The sequence below is a fragment of the Streptomyces parvus genome (assembly GCF_032121415.1).
Lineage (GTDB): Bacteria > Actinomycetota > Actinomycetes > Streptomycetales > Streptomycetaceae > Streptomyces > Streptomyces globisporus_A.
Genome location: NZ_CP135079.1, coordinates 6734648 through 6753802 on the forward strand (window position 1 = coordinate 6734648; position 19155 = coordinate 6753802).

At 74.2% G+C, this 19155-nt stretch carries 15 protein-coding genes; 3 read left to right on the forward strand and 12 right to left on the reverse strand.

The annotated features are described in order from the left end of the window. Positions 1-67 precede the first annotated feature (67 nt). Positions 68-1951 carry an ABC transporter ATP-binding protein gene (locus tag RNL97_RS31215; protein ID WP_313751685.1) on the forward strand — a complete coding sequence of 628 codons (1884 nt, stop codon included), beginning with the start codon at positions 68-70 and terminating at the stop codon, positions 1949-1951. A 19-nt stretch (positions 1952-1970) separates the two neighbouring features. Here RNL97_RS31215 and RNL97_RS31220 read toward each other — a convergent pair whose 3' ends face one another. The 3 genes from RNL97_RS31220 to RNL97_RS31230 all read right to left on the reverse strand — a co-directional run bounded on the left by RNL97_RS31220 (position 1971) and on the right by RNL97_RS31230 (position 7330). Continuing rightward, positions 1971-4436, reverse strand: coding sequence for a SpoIIE family protein phosphatase (locus RNL97_RS31220; protein WP_030586268.1), 2466 nt, complete (start codon positions 4434-4436; stop codon positions 1971-1973). A gap of 230 nt (positions 4437-4666) precedes the next feature. Continuing rightward, positions 4667-5917: a glycoside hydrolase family 26 protein gene (locus tag RNL97_RS31225; RefSeq protein ID WP_313751485.1), complete on the reverse strand. Its 1251-nt coding sequence runs from the start codon at positions 5915-5917 to the stop codon at positions 4667-4669. Between the two features lie 123 nt (positions 5918-6040). Beyond that, complete coding sequence (locus RNL97_RS31230; protein ID WP_243316495.1) at positions 6041-7330, reverse strand: cytochrome P450; 1290 nt, start codon at positions 7328-7330, stop codon at positions 6041-6043. Positions 7331-7562: 232 nt separating this feature from the next. On the opposite strand from RNL97_RS31230, the gene RNL97_RS31235 reads away from it, so the two are divergent. Both RNL97_RS31235 and RNL97_RS31240 read left to right on the forward strand, forming a co-directional pair. Next, entirely contained in the window at positions 7563-8045 is a 483-nt protein-coding gene (locus RNL97_RS31235) for a tyrosinase family oxidase copper chaperone (RefSeq protein ID WP_313751486.1), read from the forward strand. Between the two features lie 19 nt (positions 8046-8064). Next, the gene (locus tag RNL97_RS31240; protein ID WP_243316063.1) at positions 8065-8928 is read left to right on the forward strand and encodes a tyrosinase family protein; all 864 of its coding nucleotides are present in this window, start codon (positions 8065-8067) and stop codon (positions 8926-8928) included. A gap of 67 nt (positions 8929-8995) precedes the next feature. Here the strand turns inward: RNL97_RS31240 and RNL97_RS31245 are convergent, their stop codons facing one another. The 9 genes from RNL97_RS31245 to RNL97_RS31285 all read right to left on the reverse strand — a co-directional run bounded on the left by RNL97_RS31245 (position 8996) and on the right by RNL97_RS31285 (position 18913). Continuing rightward, a complete protein-coding gene (locus tag RNL97_RS31245) occupies positions 8996-9277 on the reverse strand; it encodes a chaplin (protein ID WP_030586257.1) in 282 nt (93 codons plus the stop codon). Between the two features lie 140 nt (positions 9278-9417). Continuing rightward, a complete protein-coding gene (locus tag RNL97_RS31250) occupies positions 9418-10566 on the reverse strand; it encodes a GNAT family N-acetyltransferase (RefSeq protein ID WP_030586256.1) in 1149 nt (382 codons plus the stop codon). Next, positions 10563-11237 carry a YveK family protein gene (locus RNL97_RS31255; protein ID WP_030586255.1) on the reverse strand — a complete coding sequence of 225 codons (675 nt, stop codon included), beginning with the start codon at positions 11235-11237 and terminating at the stop codon, positions 10563-10565. The genes RNL97_RS31250 and RNL97_RS31255 overlap by 4 nt, the downstream gene beginning before the upstream one ends. Beyond that, the gene (locus tag RNL97_RS31260) at positions 11234-12370 is read right to left on the reverse strand and encodes a glycosyltransferase (RefSeq protein WP_243316064.1); all 1137 of its coding nucleotides are present in this window, start codon (positions 12368-12370) and stop codon (positions 11234-11236) included. Before RNL97_RS31260 ends, RNL97_RS31255 begins: the two co-directional genes overlap by 4 nt. Beyond that, a complete protein-coding gene (locus RNL97_RS31265; protein ID WP_030586253.1) occupies positions 12367-13179 on the reverse strand; it encodes a polysaccharide deacetylase family protein in 813 nt (270 codons plus the stop codon). Before RNL97_RS31265 ends, RNL97_RS31260 begins: the two co-directional genes overlap by 4 nt. Then, the gene (murJ, locus tag RNL97_RS31270; RefSeq protein ID WP_030586252.1) at positions 13169-14905 is read right to left on the reverse strand and encodes a murein biosynthesis integral membrane protein MurJ; all 1737 of its coding nucleotides are present in this window, start codon (positions 14903-14905) and stop codon (positions 13169-13171) included. Before murJ ends, RNL97_RS31265 begins: the two co-directional genes overlap by 11 nt. Then, on the reverse strand, positions 14902-16257 hold the full coding sequence (locus RNL97_RS31275) for an O-antigen ligase family protein (RefSeq protein ID WP_030586251.1): 1356 nt from the start codon (positions 16255-16257) through the stop codon (positions 14902-14904). The genes murJ and RNL97_RS31275 overlap by 4 nt, the downstream gene beginning before the upstream one ends. Before the next feature lie 2 nt (positions 16258-16259). After that, a complete protein-coding gene (locus RNL97_RS31280) occupies positions 16260-17585 on the reverse strand; it encodes a sugar transferase (RefSeq protein ID WP_313751488.1) in 1326 nt (441 codons plus the stop codon). A 152-nt stretch (positions 17586-17737) separates the two neighbouring features. Further along, positions 17738-18913: a glycosyltransferase gene (locus tag RNL97_RS31285; protein ID WP_078652082.1), complete on the reverse strand. Its 1176-nt coding sequence runs from the start codon at positions 18911-18913 to the stop codon at positions 17738-17740. Positions 18914-19155 lie beyond the last annotated feature (242 nt).

A 19155-nucleotide genomic window follows, 5' to 3' on the forward strand; every position in this document is an offset into this window, starting at 1 on the left:
CTCCGCCCCGGCCCCGACCCCGCGCATGACCCGGTCCCCGGACTCCGCCCCGGCCCCGACCCCGCGCATGACCCGGTCCCCGGACTCCGCCCCGGCCCCGACCCCGCGCACGACCCGGTCCCCGGACTCGGCCCCGACCCCGTGCACGACCCGGTCCCCGGACTCGGCCCCGACCCCGTGCACGACCCGGTCCCCGGACTCGGCCCCGGCCGGCGCCCTGCGCTCGCTCCTCCCGGTCCTCGGTGCGCACCGCGCCACCGTGGCGCGCACCTGCGTGGCCGCCCTCGTCGACCAGGCCGCCCTGGTGGCCCTGGTCACCCTCGCCGCCCACACGGTGGGCACAGCCGTCACCGAGCACCGGCCGCCCGCCGCCGGGACCGTCGCCGTCCTGATCGGGCTCGTGCTGCTGCGGGCGCTGGCCACCTGGCGCGAGATGGACCTCTCGCACGACCTCGCCTACCGGGTCCTGGCCGAACTGCGCGTCCGGGTCTTCGACGGGCTGGCCCGCAGTGCCCCCGCCCGGATCGCGGGCCGGCGCAGCGGTGACCTCGCGGCCACCGCGCTCGGGGACGTCGAGGCGCTGGAGTTCTTCTACGCCCACGCCATCGCCCAACTCCTCGCCTCCGGCGTGGTCTTCGCGGTGTCGGCCGCCGTGCTGGCCGCTCTCGGTCCCTGGCTGCTGCTCGCCGTCGTACCGGCCGCGCTGCTGCTGGTCTGGTCGCCGCTGGTCGAAGCGCGCGGGCGGGCCGAACGCGGGCACCACACCCGGGGCGCGCTCGCCGAGCTGTCTTCGGAGACCGTGGAGAGCGTCGACGGACTGCGCGAGCTGCTGATGACGGGATCGCTGAACCGCAGGCGCGCCCGGCTCCGGGCCGCCGGCCGGCGGCTCGCCCGCGCCCAACGCGCCGAACAGTCATGGGAGACCGGTGCGGGTGCGGCCCGCGACCTGCTGGTCGTCGCCGCCGTCATCGGGGTCGTGTCGGCCGCCGCCCACGCCGCGTCCGCCGGACGGCTCGACGGGGCGTGGGCCCCGGCCGCGATGGCGCTCGCCCTGGGTGCCCTGGCCCCGGTCGCGGAATCGGCGGCCGCGCTCGGCCGGGCAGGTGGTCTGCGCGCCGCCGCGTCCCGGGTCCGGGCCGCCGTGCACGCCGCCGCAGGGGCTCCCGCCCCCGCCTGCCCCCGCCCCGTCCCCCCGGGCCCGCTCGGCCTGCGGCTGCGCGGCGTACGGTTCGGCTACGGGGGAGAGGCCGTGCTGGACGGCGTAGACCTCACCGTCCGGCCGGGTGAGACCGTGGCCCTCGTCGGAGCGTCCGGGGCCGGCAAGTCGACCTGCGCCCACCTCCTGGCCCGCTACTGGGACCCGGCCGAAGGCGCCGTGGAACTCGTGCCCCCCGCCCCGGCCCACCCCGTCGACCTGCGGGACCTCGCCGAGGACGACCTGCGTGCCGCCGTGTCCGTGGTGGGGCAGGAGGCCCCGCTCTTCCACGGCACGCTCGCCGAGAACCTCCGTCTGGGCGCCCCCGAGGCGACAGCGGACGAAGTGGACGCGGTGTCCCGGATCTGCGGCGTCGACACCGTCGCCGACGCCCTGCCCGACGGGCTGGACACCGCCGTCGGCGAGCGCGGCGCGACCCTCTCCGGCGGCCAGCGCGCCCGGGTGGCCCTGGCCCGGGGGCTGCTGAGCGGTCCACGCGTCCTCGTCCTGGACGAGACGACCGCCCATCTGGACCACCGGGGCGACGCGGAACTGGCCCGGGCGCTCGCGGCCGACTCCGCCACCCGGGCGACCCTGCTGATCGCCCACCGTCCGGCCACCGTCCGCAGGGCCGACCGGATCGCGGTCCTTGAAGGCGGTCGCATCGTCGAGGAGGGCACCTGGGACGAGCTGATCCGGGCCGGAGGCCCGCTGACCCGCCTCTTCGCGCGCGAGCAGCCGGAGCCCGCCCCCTGAGCCGCACCGGAAGCGGTGCTCAGGGAATCGGCTGCTCCGCCCAGATGATCTTCCCTTGGGGCGTGTAGCGCGTGCCCCACCGATGGGCGAGCTGCGCGACGAGGAACAGGCCGCGCCCTCCCTCGTCCGTCGTCCTGGCGTGCCGCAGTCGCGGCGAGGTGTTGCTGGCGTCGGACACCTCGCAGGTCAGCGCCGACTGGAAGAGCAGCCGCAGCCGCACCGGCCCGGTGGCGTACCGGATCGCGTTCGTCACCAGCTCGCTGACGATCAGCTCCGTCGTCATCGACAGCTCCTCCAGCCCCCACGCCTCCAACTGGCGGGAGACCTTCGTCCGGGTCTCCCCGACCGCCGCGGGGTCCACGGGGACGTCCCACGAGACCAGGTGCTCCGGGCTCAGGACATGCGTCCGGGCGAGGAGCAGCGCGATGTCGTCCGGCTGCGGCACCGGCAGCAGTTCCTTGACCACCGCCGGACACAGATCCTCCAGCGGCAGTCCGCCCCGGGACACCTCCCGGCCCAGCCGGTGCATGCCGCTCTCGACGTCCCGGTCGGTCCCCTCGATGAGCCCGTCGGTGTAGAGACCGAGGAGGCTCCCTTCGGGCAGGACCATCTCCAGCGACTCGAAGGGCAGCCCGCCGAGTCCGAGCGGCGGTCCGGAGGGAAGGTCCGGGAAGGTGACCGCCCCGTCCGGGGTGACGACCACCGGCGGCGGGTGGCCGGCCCGCGCCATCGTGCAGCAGCCGCTCGTGGGGTCGTAGACGGCGTACAGGCAGGTCGCCCCCACCACCGTCGAGCCGCCCCGCTCCGCCGGGCCCCCCGCACGCTCCTCCTCGCTGAGCCGCAGGACGAGATCGTCCAGGCGGGCCAGCAGCTCGTCCGGCGGCAGATCCATGTCGGCCAGCGTCTGTACGGCGGTCCGCAGCCGGCCCATGGTCGCGGCGGCTCCGATGCCGTGCCCGACGACATCGCCGATGACCAGCCCGACCCGGGCGCCGGACAGCGGGATCACGTCGAACCAGTCCCCGCCGACCCCGTCCTTCGCGTCCGCCGGGAGGTACGACCACGCCACGTCCAGCGCCGTCCCGCCCCGCAGCGTCTGCGGCAGCAGGCTCCGCTGGAGCACCAGCGCCGCGGTGTGCTCCCGGGTGTAGCGGCGGGCGTTGTCCACGCACACGGCGGCCCGCGCCACCAGCTCCCGGGCGGGCGCCACATCGTCCTCGTCGAACGGCACCGGGTTGCGCGACCGCATGAAGGTGGTCAGCCCCAGCACGGTGTCGCGGGCCCGCATCGGTACGGAGATCAACGAGTGCAGCCCGAACTCCCGGATCCGGGCGGCCCGCGCCGGGTGCTCCACCATCCACCCCTGGCTGTCCGGGTCGAGCACCGGCAGCAGAACCGGAGCGCCCGCCAGCAGGAAGTGCGCGTCGTGCGGCGGCGGCACGAAGTCCACCGCCTCGCCGACCTGGACGACCGCCTCCGGGCAGCCCTCGCGCACCGAGCTCATGCCTGCCCGGCGCATGGCGGGCCGCTCGCCCTCGGCGGGCGTGGCCGACCCGGGCCGCTCCCCGCCGAACGGGGTCTCCAGCAGGTCGACGAGGACGAAGTCCGCGAACCGGGGCACCGCGAAGTCGGCGAGTTCCTGCGCCGTACGCTGTACGTCCAGGGTGGAGCCGATACTCGCCCCGGCCTCGTTGACCAGCGCGAGCAGCCGACGCGCGTTCCACCGGTCGGTGACGTCGCGGACCATGTAGCCGATGCCGATTGGGCGGTCCTGGGCGTCGGCCAGCGGGAAGAACGAGCTCGCGTACGCCCGTCGCCGGTGCGGATCGGCCCAGCTCCAGCCCAGGTACTCGTAGTCCGTGACCGCTTCGCCCGTCGACAGGACCTGCCGCATCAGCCGCTCGATGGGCGCCGCCAGTGCCGTGGGCAGCACATCGGCGGGCCGGTGCCCCAGACGCTGCTCCCGGGGTACGCCGCCGAACCGCTCCAGGGTGTCGTTGAGCCAGAGATAGCGCAGGCCGGGGTCGAGCACGGCCATCCCGACGGGGGACCGGGCCATGAAGTCGTCCAGCACGGATCCGCTCATCGTCCAGTGCGGGGTGAGTTCACGCCCGGACACCAGGAAGACCTCCTGCCCGGCGATCTGGAACGCGGCGGTGACCCGCAGGTCGATGTCCAGGGACCGGCCGTCCCGGCCCCGCAGCGGGACCAGCCCGCTCCACGCCGACCCGGTCCGGCAGCGCGCGGCCACCGCGGCCGTCCGGCGGGGGTCCGGCGGGCCGGTCAGGAGAAGGGCGGCGGGCCGGCCGACCACCTCGGCCGCCGGATACCCGAGCAGGGCCTCGGCCCCGCGGGTCCAGCCGATGACCGTGCCGTCCCCGGCGATCACCGCGGCCGCGTCGTCGGCCATCCGCGCCGGTCCCCGCCCGTCCCCGGAGGGCAGCGGGCCGGGCTCCGCCGGGAAGCCCTCATCGGCGGATGCCATTGCACCTCACCACCCTCTGTAGGTTTCCATGGTCGCGCGTCGCCCCCGAGCGCGCCCGGTGCGTCGTGCGCGGTACGCGCGCGAGGTGTCCCCCGTTCGGCGGCGTGACGTGCCCGCGTTGGCGGGGTGACAAGCGGTTGCTCGTCCCCGCCCGCCCCCGCGCTGGACCCGTGCGGGTGGACGGCTCCGGGCCCCCGGCAGGAGGGCCGGAGCCGTTTCCCTGCCCGGGGTCAGAGGCGGAAGCAGATCTCGCGCTCGCGCAGCCACTCGCCCAGCCAGTCGGCGTACGGCACGGTGACGCACCATCGGCGGGCGGGCGCCGCCTCGGCTCCGGGTGCCGGGGACGTGGGCCCCACCGGCGGCGACGGCTCCGCCGGGAGCGTGACGGTGGGGGACGGGACCGGATTCGTGGGGGTCGGCGTCGGCGACGGCGGGGGAGTCGGCATCGGGCTCGGGGAGGACTCGGCGGGCGCGGCCATCTCGGTCATCATCGTCCGGAACACCTCCGAGGACCGCGGGTTGCTCCGGCACTGCCAGACGCCGTGCGGGCAGTAGTCCGTGACCGTCTGGTAGAGCGGCTGGTGCCGGTCGATCCACTCCAGCATCCGCCGCATGTACTCGGGGTTGTCGCCGTTGCGGAAGAGGCCCCACTCCGGGAACGAGATGGGCTTGCCGCGCTCCGCGGCGAAGTCGACGTGCTTCTGGAGCCCGTACGGGTCGGTGATCTGGTCGTCGAAGGTTTCACCGGGAGGCTGGTCGTAGGAGTCCATCCCGATGATGTCGACGACGTCGTCGCCCGGGTAGCACTCGGTCCACGGCACCGCGTCCCGTCCCCGGCTCGGGGTGAAGTCGAAGCGGAACTCCTGGCCGGGCACCGCGCGCATCGCCGTGACGATCCGCTTCCAGTACGCCTTCCAGGACGCGGGGTCGGGACCGCACCGGTGCGTGTACGTCGTGCCGTTCATCTCCCAGCCGAGCACGATCACGGTGTCCGGGACGCCCAGCTCCACCAGGCGTTCCGCGAGCCGGATGAAGTGCTGGTCGTAGTCGCCCGCCGCACCCGCCCGGAGCTGGGCGCGGACCTCGTGGTCCGGGACCCGCTCCTCGTTGCGCTCCAGCATCGGTACGTTCAGGACGAACATCCGCTCCGGGTCCGCCCGCCTCCAGTCCGCCCAGGCGTCGAGGAAATCGGGGGCCCCTTCGATGTTCACCCACAGATCGCCCGGCAGATACGTGTGCCCCACCCGCAGCTCGGCCCCGCCCAGCCAGCGCGAGAACTCGGCCATCCTGGTGACCCCGGCGGGCCCGTAGTCCAGATACGCCCCGTGCGCCGTACCGCCCCCCGCCCTCGGCCCGCCGGGGGCCGCGCCGTCGACGGAATCGGCGCCCGGAGGCGACTGGCCCGCGATGCCGCCACCCGCCAGAAGGCTGAGAGCAAGCGCCGCGATGCAGGAAACGAAGAGTCGGCGCTTTGCCGGCATTGCTCCTCCTGGCTGTGATGAATTCCGGTCGATTCGGCCCGGTGGGGAGAGCGTTTCATCATCATGCCCCGGAGGCATGCGGAGGGAGTCCATTTATCGTATTCGGCGTTGCGGGCGTGCCGTTCAGGTGAATGTGGGGCCGAACGTGAATGGCAGCGAGTCGACGCGGTTGTCGAAATTCGAATCGACCAGTCCCGGGTCGCCCAGATTCCGCATGACGGGACGCCGGTCGACCAGTTCGCGGAACAGGGCCGTCATTTCGAGCCGGGCCAGATGCGCGCCCAGGCAGTGGTGCGGGCCCCCGCCCCCGTATCCCAGATGGGGATTGGGCGAGCGGGTGATGTCGAAGCGGTCCGGATGGGTGAAAACCGCCTCGTCTCGATTGGCGGACGCGTAAAGGAGTGCGACTTTCTCGCCCGGGAGGAATGTGCGACCGCCCAGTGCGAATTCGGCGGTGACGGTTCTGCGGAACTGGATGATCGGAGTCGAATGCCGCACGATCTCGTCGACCGCCCCGCCGATGTACCGGTCGAAGTCGGACCGCAGCAGCTCCCGCTGCTCCGGATGCCGGTCGAGCAGGAACAGCCCGTGCGCGATGGCGTTGCGGGTGGTCTCCACCCCGGCCACCAGCAGCAGCGAGAAGAAGGCCCCCAACTGCCGTCCCGACAGAGCCTCGCCGTCGATGTCCGCACGCACGAGCGCCGAGACGAGGTCGTCCCCGGGACGACGGCGGCGCTCCGCGGCGAGCCGCCCCATGACCCACTGCATCCGGGCCAGGGACGCCAGCCCCCGCCCCGGGATCCGGATCCGGGCCCGGCCCCGCCGCTCGACGCCGACATGCTCCGACGCGTGGTCGATCTGCTCGGCGATCCGCGCCCGGTACGCCTTCGGGATGCCCATCAGGTCGCAGATCACCTCCAGCGGCAGCCGCGAGGCCGCCGACGGCACGAAGTCCCGGGGCCGCTCGGAGATCAGCTCGTCCACCAGCCGCCCGGCGAGCCGCCCGACGTTCTCCTCGACGCCCGCCAGCAGCCGCGGGGTGAACCGCCGCGAGATGATCCGGCGCAGCGCCGCGTGCTCGGCCCCGTCCATGTTGACCATCGAGTTCCCGAACAGCGCCTTCGCCCAGCCCGCCGGCTCCGGAGTGGTGACCCCGGGAGCGCTGGCGAACACCCCGGGCGTACGGCTCGCGGTCCGCACATCGGCATGGCGCACCAGGGCGTAGAACGGCTTTCCGGCGGTACGCGCGGTACCGGGCCGGGGCGTGAACAGCACCGGCGCGTCCAGCTCCCGCAGCAGCTCGAAGGCCTTGAGCCGTTCGGGGCGCGGCAACCGCCAGAACGCCGGGTCGGCCAGATCGACGTCCGCCGCGCGCAGCACACGGTCCCCGGACGGCTGATACGGAACGGTCATGCCCACCACCTCCACGGTTCGCCAGGCCATGTTCCGGTCCGCCGGCCCCGGGAGCCCCCGCGACGCGGCCCGCCGCCGCCGATCGCCCCGCACCCTCACGCGTTTGCCGGAACGCGACCGCCGCGTGTGGGCCGTACGCCGCACGCACGAGAACTGTTTCGCCCCCGCCTCGTTGTCAACATCGCCATCAGAAGCACCTCGGACGAGTTAACGAGAGGCAGGTAGTCATCTCATGAGCCCCACCCCCGCGAAGCCGGGCGGCACCCGCATTCCCTCCCGCCGGACCGTCCTGCGCGGAGCCTTCACCGCCGCCGTGGTCACGGGCACCGCCGGCGCCCTGTCCCCGCTGCTCGACCGCGACCCGGCCGTCGCGGCCCGGTCCGCACCGGCGCCCGGGCCCGGCTCCGAATCCGGCTCCCGGGCCACGACGGAGGAGTTCGCCGAGATGTACCGGGGCCGGGAGATCCGGGGGACGGCGACCGTCGTCGTCCCCGCGGGCGCCCCGGCCGACGACCGGGTCGCGGTCGCCGCCGAACCGGTCACCGAGATCCGTATCGACGGCAGGCCGCTGCACGTCATGAGGCGGGCGGACGGCACCTATCTGAGCGACGTCCGGCACTACGAGTCGTATCCGACGCTGCTGGAGACGGCCCGTGCCGCCGTCGACGAACTCGGCACCGCCCGACTCGCACCGCCCCCCGCGCACCACATGTGAACCAGGAGGACCAGCACCGGTGTACACCCGCAAGAACCAGCGCGACCTCACCCGCACCGAGAAGCGCCGGCTCATCGACGCGATCCTGAAACTGAAGCGCTCGGGCCGCTACGACGACTTCGTCGTCATGCACCGGGAGTACTACGTCATGGACACCGAACGCCGCCCGCGCCCCGCGCACATGACGTCCTCGTTCTTCCCCTGGCACCGCCAGTACCTGCTGGAGTTCGAGAAGGCTCTCCAGCGCGTCGACGCGGGGGTCAGCGTCCCCTACTGGGACTGGACCCAGGACAACAGGCCGACCTCCTCGCTCTGGGCGGAGGACTTCCTCGGCGGCAACGGCAGGCCCGGCGACCGCCGGGTCACCACCGGCCCGTTCGCCTACGCGGCGGGCAACTGGAGCGTCGGCCGGGGCGTCACCGACGAGCACTACCTCACCCGCAACTTCGGCAGGCCGGGCAGCGACCCGGTCTCCCTGCCCACCAAGAACGACCTGGCGCGGGCCCTGAAGGACCCCGTCTACGACACCGCGCCCTGGAACAGCGTCAGCACCGAGGGCTTCCGCAACCGCGTCGAGGGATGGGGCATCCGCGGCGTGCGCAGCGTGGGCCTGCACAACCGGGTCCACCAGTGGGTCGGCGGGCCCATGGCGGGCGCGGCCTCACCCGAGGACCCGGTGTTCTGGCTCCACCACTCCTTCATCGACCTGCTCTGGGACCGCTGGCGCAAGGCCCACCCCAAGTCCGCCTACCGGCCGGGCCGCAAACCCGCCTCACCCGGCCCGGACCGCGACTTCGTCTTCGGCCTCGACGAGGCGATGCCCCCCTGGAGGGTGACCCCGAGGAAACTCCTCGACCACAGCAAGATCTACCGCTACGCCTGAGGCCGGACGGGGGAACGGCCGGCCCCCTCGCACGGAGGGAGCCGGCCGTTCCGATAACTGCGGGAGATCAGCGGCCGTAGCCGTAGTCCCCGCCGTTGTCGTGGTGGCCGTCGACGTTGGCGCAGGTGTTCCCGAAGGTCGGGTTCAGCAGGCCGACCACGTTGATCGTGTTGCCGCAGAGGTTCACCGGGACGTGCACGGGAACCTGGACGGCGTTGCCCGAAGCGACTCCGGGGGAGCCGGCGGCGAGACCCTGCGCACCGGCGTCCGCGGACGCCAGGCCGGCGCCGCCGGCGATCAGGGCGCCGGTACCGGCCATGACAGCGGCGACCTTCGTCATACGAGACATGGAGAACTCCTTGTAAAGAAGGGGGTTGTGCTGCGGTCACGAGGACCGCACCCCCTGACAACGCGAAAGACGCCGGACGGTAACGGATCTCCTCATAGGTGATATCTCCGACGCCGCCCGTACGGAGTACGTCCCGCGTGTCAGCGCCCGATCATCGGCAGCCCCGACAGCCGCTCGTGCCAGTCCCGCGCCGCCGGGAACCGGGCCTTCACGGTCTCCACCGCCCGCTCCCGAACCGCCACCTGCGACTCGCGCAGCCGCAGCAGCGGCTCCAGGCCCGGCCGGGCCAGCAGCAGCCTCTGATTGACCACCGGCACCGGCCCCCAGTGGTTCTTGTAACTCTCCGCGCCGCGCAGCAGGCTCAGCACCGAGCGCCCGCCGTCGGAGGCCTGCTGGGCGACCTCGCGCAGCAGCATCGTCGACACATCGACCTTCCGTTCGCGCAGCGCCGGATCCGCGCCGTACAGGTAGCCGCCCGTCAACCGCCCGGACTGCAACGACAGGTTGGACGCGACCACCTCACCGTTCAGCCGGAACTCGGTCATGGCCGCCGTACCGTCCCCCACCATCCGACCCACCGAGCGGATCAGATGGTCCGAGAACCGTGCCCGGAGATGCTCGGGGTTGACCGTCCGGCCCTCCCACTGCCGCTCGTGCAGCCGCAGCAGCGTGCCGATCGCGGCGGCCACCCCGTCCTGCGTAATCCGGTGCGCCTCGATGCCCAGGGCGTCGACCTTGCGCAGCTTCGAGCGCAGCCGCTGGCCCCGCGAGCCCGTCAGCCGCGCCACGCGGTCGTCCAGCGGCTCGGCCGGCAGCTCCATGCAGGTCGAGTCCGTGAGCCGGCTCCGGGCCCCCGGCCACCGCCCGAACAGCAACTGCGCCGACGCGTCCGGCCGGACCTCCCGCAGGTCCACCACGGAGTGCCGGGCGGCCCGGTCCAGACCGCGCCCCAGCGCCCCCACCGCGTACCCGGCCTCCTCCTGGTCGAGGAGGATGTCGAAGAAGTCGGAGACGGCCCCGCCCATCGGGACGAGCAGCGGCATCGGACGGTGCACCAGCATCAGCGGCGCCGCCCCGATCAGCCGCCCCGCCCGGCGGACCAGCAGCACCCGCAGCCGGCCCTCCTGGCCGTAGGAGATCCACCACGAGTGCAGCCAGGCGTGGCTCTGGAACGGGGTGGGGGTGGCGCAGCGGCGGTGCAGCGCGTCCCACTCGGCGGCGAGTGCGCCGAACTCCCGGAAGTCCCGGCACAAGGTCACGGCCAGGCCGCCCGCCCGGTGCGCCGTCATCGGACGAGCTCCCGCTCGTCCTGGGCGACGCCTGCGCCCCCGGCCGCCGGTCCGGGCACCTGGGCCGAGACGCTCCAGCCCTCCCGGCGCGGTCGCACCAGCAGGACGAGACCTCCCAGCAGGCCGCCCGCCGCCGCCCCCACGGCGGCGCCCAGCGGCACCGACGGCGAGACCGGCTGGTCCGGCGTCATCGCATGGGTGAACTTGATCAGCTTGACCCCGGTGTCCTTGGAGACGTGGCCGCTGCTCACGATGACGGCCTCGATGACCGCGTTGGCGATGTCGGCCGCCCTGTGACGGTCCGAGGAGGTGCCCGTCACGGCGATCATCGGCGAGTCGGGGGAGGTCTCCGACGTCACGTGGGACCGCAGTTCGCGCACCGGCTCGCCCGCCGCGCCCTGCGCGTACGAGAGGGTCGCGTCGCTCGTCGTCAGCCGCCCGTACGACTGGGCGTACCCCAGCGCCGCCGCGGGGTCCGTCTCACCTTCCGCGACCGCCATGGCATAGCTGGTCGCCTCGTACTGCGGGGTGGCGAGCGCGCCGTACGAGAGCCCGGACGCGGTGCCGATCAGCACGCTGACGGGCAGCGGCCACCAGTGCGGCAGCCGGGTGAGGGCGGTGCGCAGCCGACGGACGACGACGGGTCGCTGCTGCTCGGGTGAGTCGGTCATGAGAGGGCTCTCCGGTTCGGTGGGGCGGTGTCGAGGGCGTACGCGTACACGTCCATCAGGCGCTCGCTGCTGCGCCGGATGTCGTAGTGGCCGACGGCCCGGGGCGGCGGCCGGCGGTCCGGGCGGGCCTGTATGCGCTGCCGCAGACGGGCCGTCAGCTCCTCGGGGCTCCCGGCGATCCGGGTCGCCCCCGGGGCGTGGGCGGCCGGCAGGTCGTCGATGGCGGGGCAGGCGTCGTGGAGCACGGGGAGTCCGGCGGCGAGCGCCTCCACGGCGGCCAGCCCGAAGGACTCCTCGCGGGACGTGGAGACGAAGACGTCCAGGGCGCTCAGCAGCGCCGGAACGCCCGGGACCGGCCCTTCCCCGTCGTCGTCGCACTCCCCGAGGAACCGGATCCGGTCCACCGCCCCGAGGCGTAGCGCCAGCGTCCGCAGCGCCCCGGCCTCCGGCCCGTCCCCGGCCAGCAGCAACCGGGCGTCCGGCAGGGCGGCGACCGCGCGGATCAGCACGTCGAACCGCTTGCCCGGCACCAGCCGGCCGACCCCGCCGACCACGAACGCGTCCTCGGGGATCCCCAGCGCGCCCCGGACCTCCGCCCGCCGCCGTGAGTCGAAGCGGAACCGGTCCGCGTCGATGCCGTTGGGCACCAGTCTGATCCGGTCGGCGGGAACCCCCCAGTCCCGCAGCCGCCCGGCCACGGTGGAGGAGACGGCGACGGTCGCCGCGCCCAGCCGTTCGGTGGAGAGGTAGAGGGCGCGGATGGACCGGGTGAGCGGGCGGCCCTCGATCTCGGCCCGTCCCAGGGAGTGTTCGGTCGCCACGGTGGCCCGCGTCCCCGCGAGGCGCGCCGCGATCCTGCCGTACACACAGGCCCGGTAGAGATGCGTGTGGACCAGGTCGTAGCGGCCGTCCCGGATCAGCCGGGCGAGGCGCCCGACGGCCGACAGGTCCCGGTTGCCGCGCATCCCCAGGTGCGTGACCCGGATCCCGTCGGACCGCAGCTCCTCGGCCACCGCCCCCGGGTTGGTGAGCGTCACCACATCGCACTCCACCGGCAGATGGCGCAGCAGCAGCCGCAACTGCCGCTCGGCTCCGCCGACCCCGAGCCCGGTGATGATGTGCAGCGCTCTCACCGGGGGCCGCCCGCCCGCGCCGGCGCCGCGGTCCGCGGACCCGCACCGGGCGCCGCCACCTGCCGCAGCCCGTGCCGCAGGTCCTTCGCCCACAGCCGCACCCCCCGGTCCGCCTGGCTGATGTGGGTACGGGGCAGGGCGAACCGGCTGAGCAGCGGACCGGGGGTCAGCGCACAGGCGTAGCCGTAGCCCGCCTGGCGCGCGGCTCGCGTGACCCGGAGGTCCAGGAAGCCGTACGGATAGCAGAAGCCCTCAGGAAGCGAGCCCGTGAGATCGCCGATCAGCTCCCGGCTCTCCGCGGTCTCGCGCCGCAGCTCCTCGTCACAGAGCCCCGTCAGGTCCTGGTGGTACAGCCCGTGCGAGCCGACCTCCATGCCCGCGGCGGCGACCCGCCGGACGTCGTCGTGCGTGAGCAGCGGTTTGCGCGGGCCCAGCGGGTCCCACTCGTTGACCCCGCCCGGCCGGCCCGGCAGGACGAAGACCGTCGCCCGGCAGCCGTGCTTGCGCAGTACGGGCAGCGCCTCGTCGAGGAAGTCCGCGTACCCGTCGTCGAAGGTCAGCCCGACCAGCCCGCGCCGCCCCGATGCCCCCGCGCGCAGCAGCTCCGACACGCCCACCCCCGTCAGCCGCCGGCTGCGCAGCCAGGACAATTGCTCGTCGAGCCGCTCGGGGGAGACCGTGATGCCGTACGGGTCGTCGCTCGGGTCCGTCACCGAGTGGTACGTGAGGATCCACGGCTGACGGCGGGTGTGCGGGCGGAGCCGGGACGAGCGAGCGTCGGCGCGATGTGCCGAGGATTCAGCGGCCATCGAGGAACCTCCGTCGGGTGAGTGCCAGCAGGGAAACGACCTCGGGCGAGCGCAGGGCGAGGCCGGTCAGGAAGAACACGGCGGGGGCGAGGAGACACCCGGCGGCCAGACTCAGCACGGGATCGGGGACGAGCGGGGCGCACGCCCAGCCCGCCGCGCCCGCCGCCAACGACGCCCCGGCGAGCCGGCCCAGTGAGAGCGCCACGTCCCGGGTCCTGATCGGCACCACCCGGGTGCCGAGACCCATCAGGAGCAGCAGGGCGGCGGCGCTGATCCCGATCGCGTTGGCGGTAGCGATGCCGTCCACACCGAAGCGGTACGTCAGCGCGTACCCGGCCCCCATCGTGACCAGCAGCCCGGTCCCCATCGCGAAGGCCGGGAACCAGGTGGGCCGCCCGGACGAGAAGAACGGCCGGCTCAGCGCGCCGACCAGGCAGTGCCCCAGCAGGCCCAGCGCGTAGACCCGCATGACCTGGGCGGTCGATGCGGTGTCGGCCGGGTCGAACGCGCCGCGCTGGAAGAGTACTTCGACGATCTGGGGCGCGTAACCGAGGACGACCGCCGTGCCGAGCAGCACCACCATCCCGGCAAGACCCAGGTCCCGTTCGACCCGCCGCCGGGCCTTCTCGTGCTCCCCGGCGGCCATGGCCTGCGCGACGACCGGGAAGGTCACCGTGCAGATCATCAGCGACAGCACCATCGGCATCTGCGCGACCTTCTGCGCGTAGTTCAGATGCGAGATCGCCCCGGCGGGCAGGGTGGAGGCCAGGAACCGCTCCACCAGCACCTGGGACTGACGGCTCACCACGAAGACGATCACCGGGGCCAGCACCGCGAACCCCAGCAGCGGAGCACTCCGCACAGCCCGCCGCCCCGGCCGCCGGAACCGGGGCAGCCGCGGCCGGGCGGGTGGCACCAGCCGCAGGAACACGGGCAGTTGGGTCAGGATCATCAGCGCGCTGCCCACCGCGACCCCCGCCGCGGCCGCCCGCACCCCCCAGAGAGCGTGCAGGGCCAGTGTCATCCCGATGATGCCGAGGTTGTACGCGACATAGACCCCGGCGGGCGGGAGGAAGCTGCCGTGCGCGCGCAGCGCGGCGCTGAAGTAACCGGTGATCCCGAAGGTGAGCACGGTGACCGCGGTCAGCCGGGTGCAGTCCACCGCCAGACGGGGATCGGCGAGCCCCGGCGCGAGCACGCCCACCACCCACGGGGCGCCCGCGACGAGCAGCGCCGCGCCGCCGGAGAGCAGCAGGAACAGCCGGGGGAGCGTGGCCGCCACCAGTTCCCGCACGGGGTCGGCGCCTCCCTCTGTCCCGCCGGAGGCGCGACGGGTGAGGGCGAGGCTGAACGCCGGGACGAGGAGGAGCGCCATCCCGTCCTCGATCAGCAGCGTCGCCGCCATCTCGGGCACCGTCCAGGCGATCAGGAACGCGTCGCTGGCGTCGCTCGCCCCGAAGTACCGGGCGATGGCCTGGTCCCGCACCAGCCCGAGGACGGCCGCCAGCACGGTCAGCGCAGCCGTGCCCGCCGCCGCCCGGGCGAGGAAGGCCCCGAGCCGGGGCGCCTCGCCGCTCGCCGTCTCCGGTGAGCCCGTCCCTTCCGGGGCTGCCCCCGGGGCCGGGAGGAGCGGCGGGGTCGGGCCGGAAGCCGGGAGCGGCGAAGGGCCCGCTGCCGCGACCGTCGGCCGCGCTTCGGCTTCCGTGCCCGTACCGGACTCGCTCATGCGGCGCTCACCCGGTCCGGCTCGGCCAGCGCCCACCAGGCGGCCAGCCCCAGCACGACACCGCTGAGCACCGTGGTGGGCCCGCCGATGTCCGCGTACAGGAAGTTGACGCAACTCCAGGTCATCAGCGCGACCGCCACCAGACCGCAGTCCAGGGCCGCGTGCCCGCGCGAGCGGGCGAGCCACAGCCGCCGGATCGCGCCGACCAGGATCGCCGCCCAGCTCCCGACGAGCGCGGTCAGTCCGATGAGGCCCTGCTCGCCGAGGACGAGGAGATACATGTTGTGCGGGGACAGGAGGGCCTGCCGGCGGAACTCCTGGCCCGCCCCGGCCGTGTCGCTGCCCGAGGAGAGCCCGATCGAGGCGTGCCCGTCGCGGTGGCCGGGGAAGCCCTTGAGGCCGACCCCGGCGGCCGGCTGCTCGCGCCACATCGCGCCCGCCGCGCTCCACATCGCGTACCGGTCACTGACCGACCGGTCCGGGGTGCTGGTCACCCGGGTCACGCTGGCGGCCCGGTCCGCGATCATCTCCGAGCCGATGCCGAACCCGCCGACCAGCACCACGCCCGCCGCGCCCAGCACGGCCAGCGAGGTGAGCGCCTGCCGCCGCCCGCTCAGTGCCAGGGCGACGAGCACCGCGGCGGCCGTGGCGATCCACACGCCCCGGCTGAACGACAGCGTCAGAGGCACGATCAGGACGATGGCGAGAACGGCGGCGCACGGCCGCAGCCAGGCCGGGGCGCTCCGGGGCGTGCGCAGCGCGCAGGCCGCCGCGGCGAGCAGCCCGTAGGCGACGACGGTCGCCATCCCCATGACGTCGCTGGGCCCGAAGGTGCCGACCGCCCTGAGGTCCTCGCCCATGTACGAGGCACCGGTCCCGGTGACGTACTGATGGACGCCCGTGACGCCCTGGACGACCGCCAGGAGGACCAGCGAACCGGCGACGATCCGGAATCCGTACGCGTCCCTGAGCAGCAGGAACACCGCCGCCGGCACCAGGACGAAGACCTGGAGGTAGCGCACGAGCCCCGGCAGGGCCGCCGCCGGGTCCGCCGCCGTGACCGTGGCCACCGCGAAGCCCACCGCGGGCAGCCCCAGGACCAGCGCGGCGCCGGCGCTCAGCGGCCGCTGCCGCAGATGGAGCAGCCGCCCCACGCACACCAGCACCGCGATCCCCGAGGCCACGTCGGCCGGGCCGCCGCCGGAGGTCCCGTAGGGGAGGGCGGGCAGCAGGACGGTCGCGACCAGGGGCAGGAGCGGCCAACGGCCGCGTCGGCCGGACCACAAGGAGCGGGCGGCGGCGCGCGGTTCGGCCGCCGGTGACGGCACGGGCGGGGTCAGGACAGCGGTCATGATCAGCTGCCTCCGAGCCGGAACACGGAGCCCGCGGTCCGCGCCAGCACGCACGCGTCCTGCCACAGCGACCAGGTCTCGATGTAGTGGTTGTCGAAGCGGGCCCGCTCCTCGATCGAGGTGTCGCCGCGCAACCCGTTCACCTGGGCCAGCCCCGTGATGCCCACAGGCATCCGGTGGCGGGCCTGGTAGCCGGGGTGGGCGCGGCTGAACTGCGCCACGAAGAAGGGGCGTTCGGGGCGCGGGCCGACCATGCTCATATCGCCGCGCAGGACGTTCCACAGTTGCGGCAGTTCGTCGAGGGACGTCCGGCGCAGCATGCGGCCGACCCGGCTCAGCCGCCCGTCGGACGCGACATTCCAGCGGGTGGCCGACTCCTGGACGTCGGCGGGGCGCAGCGTGCGGAACTTCAGCAGGACGAAGGGTCGTCCGTGCCGGCCGACGCGCTCCTGCCGGAAGATCACGCCCGGCCCGTCGGAGAGCCGCACCGCCAGGGCGCAGACCGCCATCACCGGGGCCGCCAGCACCAGCCCGACCGCGGCCAGGACGGCGTCCATCGCCCGCTTCACCCCGTGTCCCAGAGGGCGGTCCGCCCCGTCGCGCAACGGCTGGGCGGTGAAACCCCACAGATGGTCGGGCCGTCCGCCCGCCGGGGTCCCCGCGACGGTGCCGGGCCCGGTGATCAGCCACACCCGGCAGCCGTGCCCGGTGAGGAGGGCGAAGAGCGCGGCGCCGTCCGGGGTGGCCTCGGGCGGCGCCGTGAACACCGCGTGCCGCACACTGTTCTGCACCACGGCCCGTCCCACCTCCTGGGGCGAGGCCAGGACCGGCAGCGGCACGGCGTCGGATTCCGTCACCTGCTGCTCGTCCCCGGCCGCCGGAGCGGCGACCAGGCCGACCGGCCGCAGCCCGTACGCGGGGTGGTCGTACAGTGCGGCCGTCACCTGACGGGCCGTCGGCCCCTGGCCCACGACCAGCGTGGACTGCGGGCGGCGCACGGCGGCCCGCCGCCGCGCCCGGTGGACCGCCGCGCGCCCGGCACAGGTCAGCGCGGTCTGCGTGGTGGCCCCGTACGCCAGCACCGTCCAGCCGAACCCCTGCTCCGGGGCCCAGGCGTCCAGCACCTCCATCGTCACGTACCACTGGAGGAGGGTGAGACCGAGAAGCGCGGGCAGGTCGGAGAGGACCGAGGGGGACAACCGCATCCGGTACAGGCCGCGCCGGGCGAAGAGCAGCACCTGCGCCACCGCCTGGACGGCCATCAGCAGCCAGGGCCACGCGACCGGGACCACCAGGGCGAACGTCACGGCCGGGGCCAGGGCGTCCACGCACAGGAGCGGGACGGGACGGCCGTACCGGACGGCCCGGCGCCCACCCGGCCGCGCCTGCGCACCTCCACCGCTTCTTCGCGGCGGATGAACCGTGTGAGCCTGCACGGCTGTTGCCTGGCCGGCTCCGGGAACCGGTGCACTCTCCATCGTCATCGCTCGGTGCGCTTCCTCGTCGTGGGGCCGGACATGCCGACAAGTTCCTGATAGAGACCGGCAACCGCCCCCGCGGTCCGTCGGACGTCGAAGGCCGCCCGGGTGTGGCGCAGGGCCCGGCGGGACACCACCTCGCGCAGATCCGGGTCGGTGAGCAGGGTGGTCAGGGCCGCGGCCAGGGCCGCCGGGTCCTCCGGTGGTACGAGGCAGTGGTCCTCGTGGCCGGGCGGCAGGCTCTCGCGCGCGCCGTTCACATCGGTGAGGACGACGGCGCGTCCGCAGGCCATCGCCTCCAGCGGGGCCAGGGCCATGCCTTCCCAGCGGGAGGGCAGGACGAGGACGTCCGCCGCGTGGATCCACGGGCGCACGTCCTCGCAGGCCCCGGTGAACAGCACGCCCGGCGGGGCCGACGCCTCGAGATCCTCCCGGTCGGGCCCGTCGCCCACCAGGGCCAGCCGTGCCCCCGGCACCGCCATCCGGCCCCAGGCCCGGAGCAGGACGTCCTGACCCTTCTGCCGGGTCAGGCGGCCGACGCAGACGACCAGCGGGGCGTCCGCGGCGACCCCCTCCAGTAAGGGCAGAGAGGCGCGGGCCTCCGCCCGGACCGTGGGGTCGCCGGGGCGGAAACGGTCGAGGTCGATGCCGTTGTGGATGACCGACCAGCGGGCAGCGATGCCCGCCTCCTGTCCGGTGCGGCGCTCCGACTCGCTGACGCACAGGATGTGATCGGCCCAGCGCGCGCCGAACCGCTCCCAGCCGAGCGCGAGATCCGCGGTGCGTCCGCCGACGGCCTCGAACGACCAGGCGTGCGGCTGGAACACCGTGGGGACCCGGCCGCGTACCGCGATCCGGCCCGCCAGTCCCGCCTTGGCGCTGTGGGCGTGCACCACGTGCGGGCGGCTCGCGCGGACGATCCGCCGCGCGGCCGCGACCTCCCCGGCCAGCCGGGGCCCGGGGGAACGGGTCGCGGCCCAGCCGTGGACCTCGGCACCCGCTGCCGCCGCCCCGAGGGCCAGCGGGCTCCCGGGGGGACAGGCCACCACGGGACGCAGTCCGGCACCGGCCTGGGCCCTGACGAGATCGGTGACGACCCGGGCCACTCCGCCGTCCACGGGCTGAACGACGTGAAGGACTGTCAATTGTCTTTCCGGAGTACGACGCATGTGCAGCACGCACGGCTCTCTTCGCTCAATACGGTGAGTAAAGCCGAGGTGCACTTTGGCAGATATGTGGCGATATCGTGCTCGTGACTCGCTCATACGACCACATGGGGATTGCGCGTCCGGGTAGGCCGTCCGGGTGGTCGCGCGGCAGACCAGGGCAGGCCGGGGTGCCCTGGGAGGGCCGGTGGCGAAAGGGCGGTCGGGGGCCTGGCGCGGGGAGCGGATCGGGTGTTCCGTGCGATATCCGCCGG

Excerpts from the sequence above, each read along its gene's own strand:
- murJ (WP_030586252.1), bottom strand. The coding sequence starts at position 14,905 with ATGAGCGAGTCCGGTACGGGCACGGAAGCCGAAGCGCGGCCGACGGTC.
- RNL97_RS31245 (WP_030586257.1), bottom strand. The coding sequence starts at position 9,277 with ATGTCTCGTATGACGAAGGTCGCCGCTGTCATGGCCGGTACCGGCGCC.
- RNL97_RS31255 (WP_030586255.1), bottom strand. The coding sequence starts at position 11,237 with ATGACCGACTCACCCGAGCAGCAGCGACCCGTCGTCGTCCGTCGGCTG.
- RNL97_RS31275 (WP_030586251.1), bottom strand. The coding sequence starts at position 16,257 with ATGACCGCTGTCCTGACCCCGCCCGTGCCGTCACCGGCGGCCGAACCG.
- RNL97_RS31220 (WP_030586268.1), bottom strand. The coding sequence starts at position 4,436 with ATGGCATCCGCCGATGAGGGCTTCCCGGCGGAGCCCGGCCCGCTGCCC.
- RNL97_RS31265 (WP_030586253.1), bottom strand. The coding sequence starts at position 13,179 with ATGGCCGCTGAATCCTCGGCACATCGCGCCGACGCTCGCTCGTCCCGG.
- RNL97_RS31225 (WP_313751485.1), bottom strand. The coding sequence starts at position 5,917 with ATGCCGGCAAAGCGCCGACTCTTCGTTTCCTGCATCGCGGCGCTTGCT.
- RNL97_RS31250 (WP_030586256.1), bottom strand. The coding sequence starts at position 10,566 with ATGACGGCGCACCGGGCGGGCGGCCTGGCCGTGACCTTGTGCCGGGAC.
- RNL97_RS31230 (WP_243316495.1), bottom strand. The coding sequence starts at position 7,330 with ATGACCGTTCCGTATCAGCCGTCCGGGGACCGTGTGCTGCGCGCGGCG.
- RNL97_RS31235 (WP_313751486.1), top strand. The coding sequence starts at position 7,563 with ATGAGCCCCACCCCCGCGAAGCCGGGCGGCACCCGCATTCCCTCCCGC.
- RNL97_RS31215 (WP_313751685.1), top strand. The coding sequence starts at position 68 with ATGACCCGGTCCCCGGACTCCGCCCCGGCCCCGACCCCGCGCACGACC.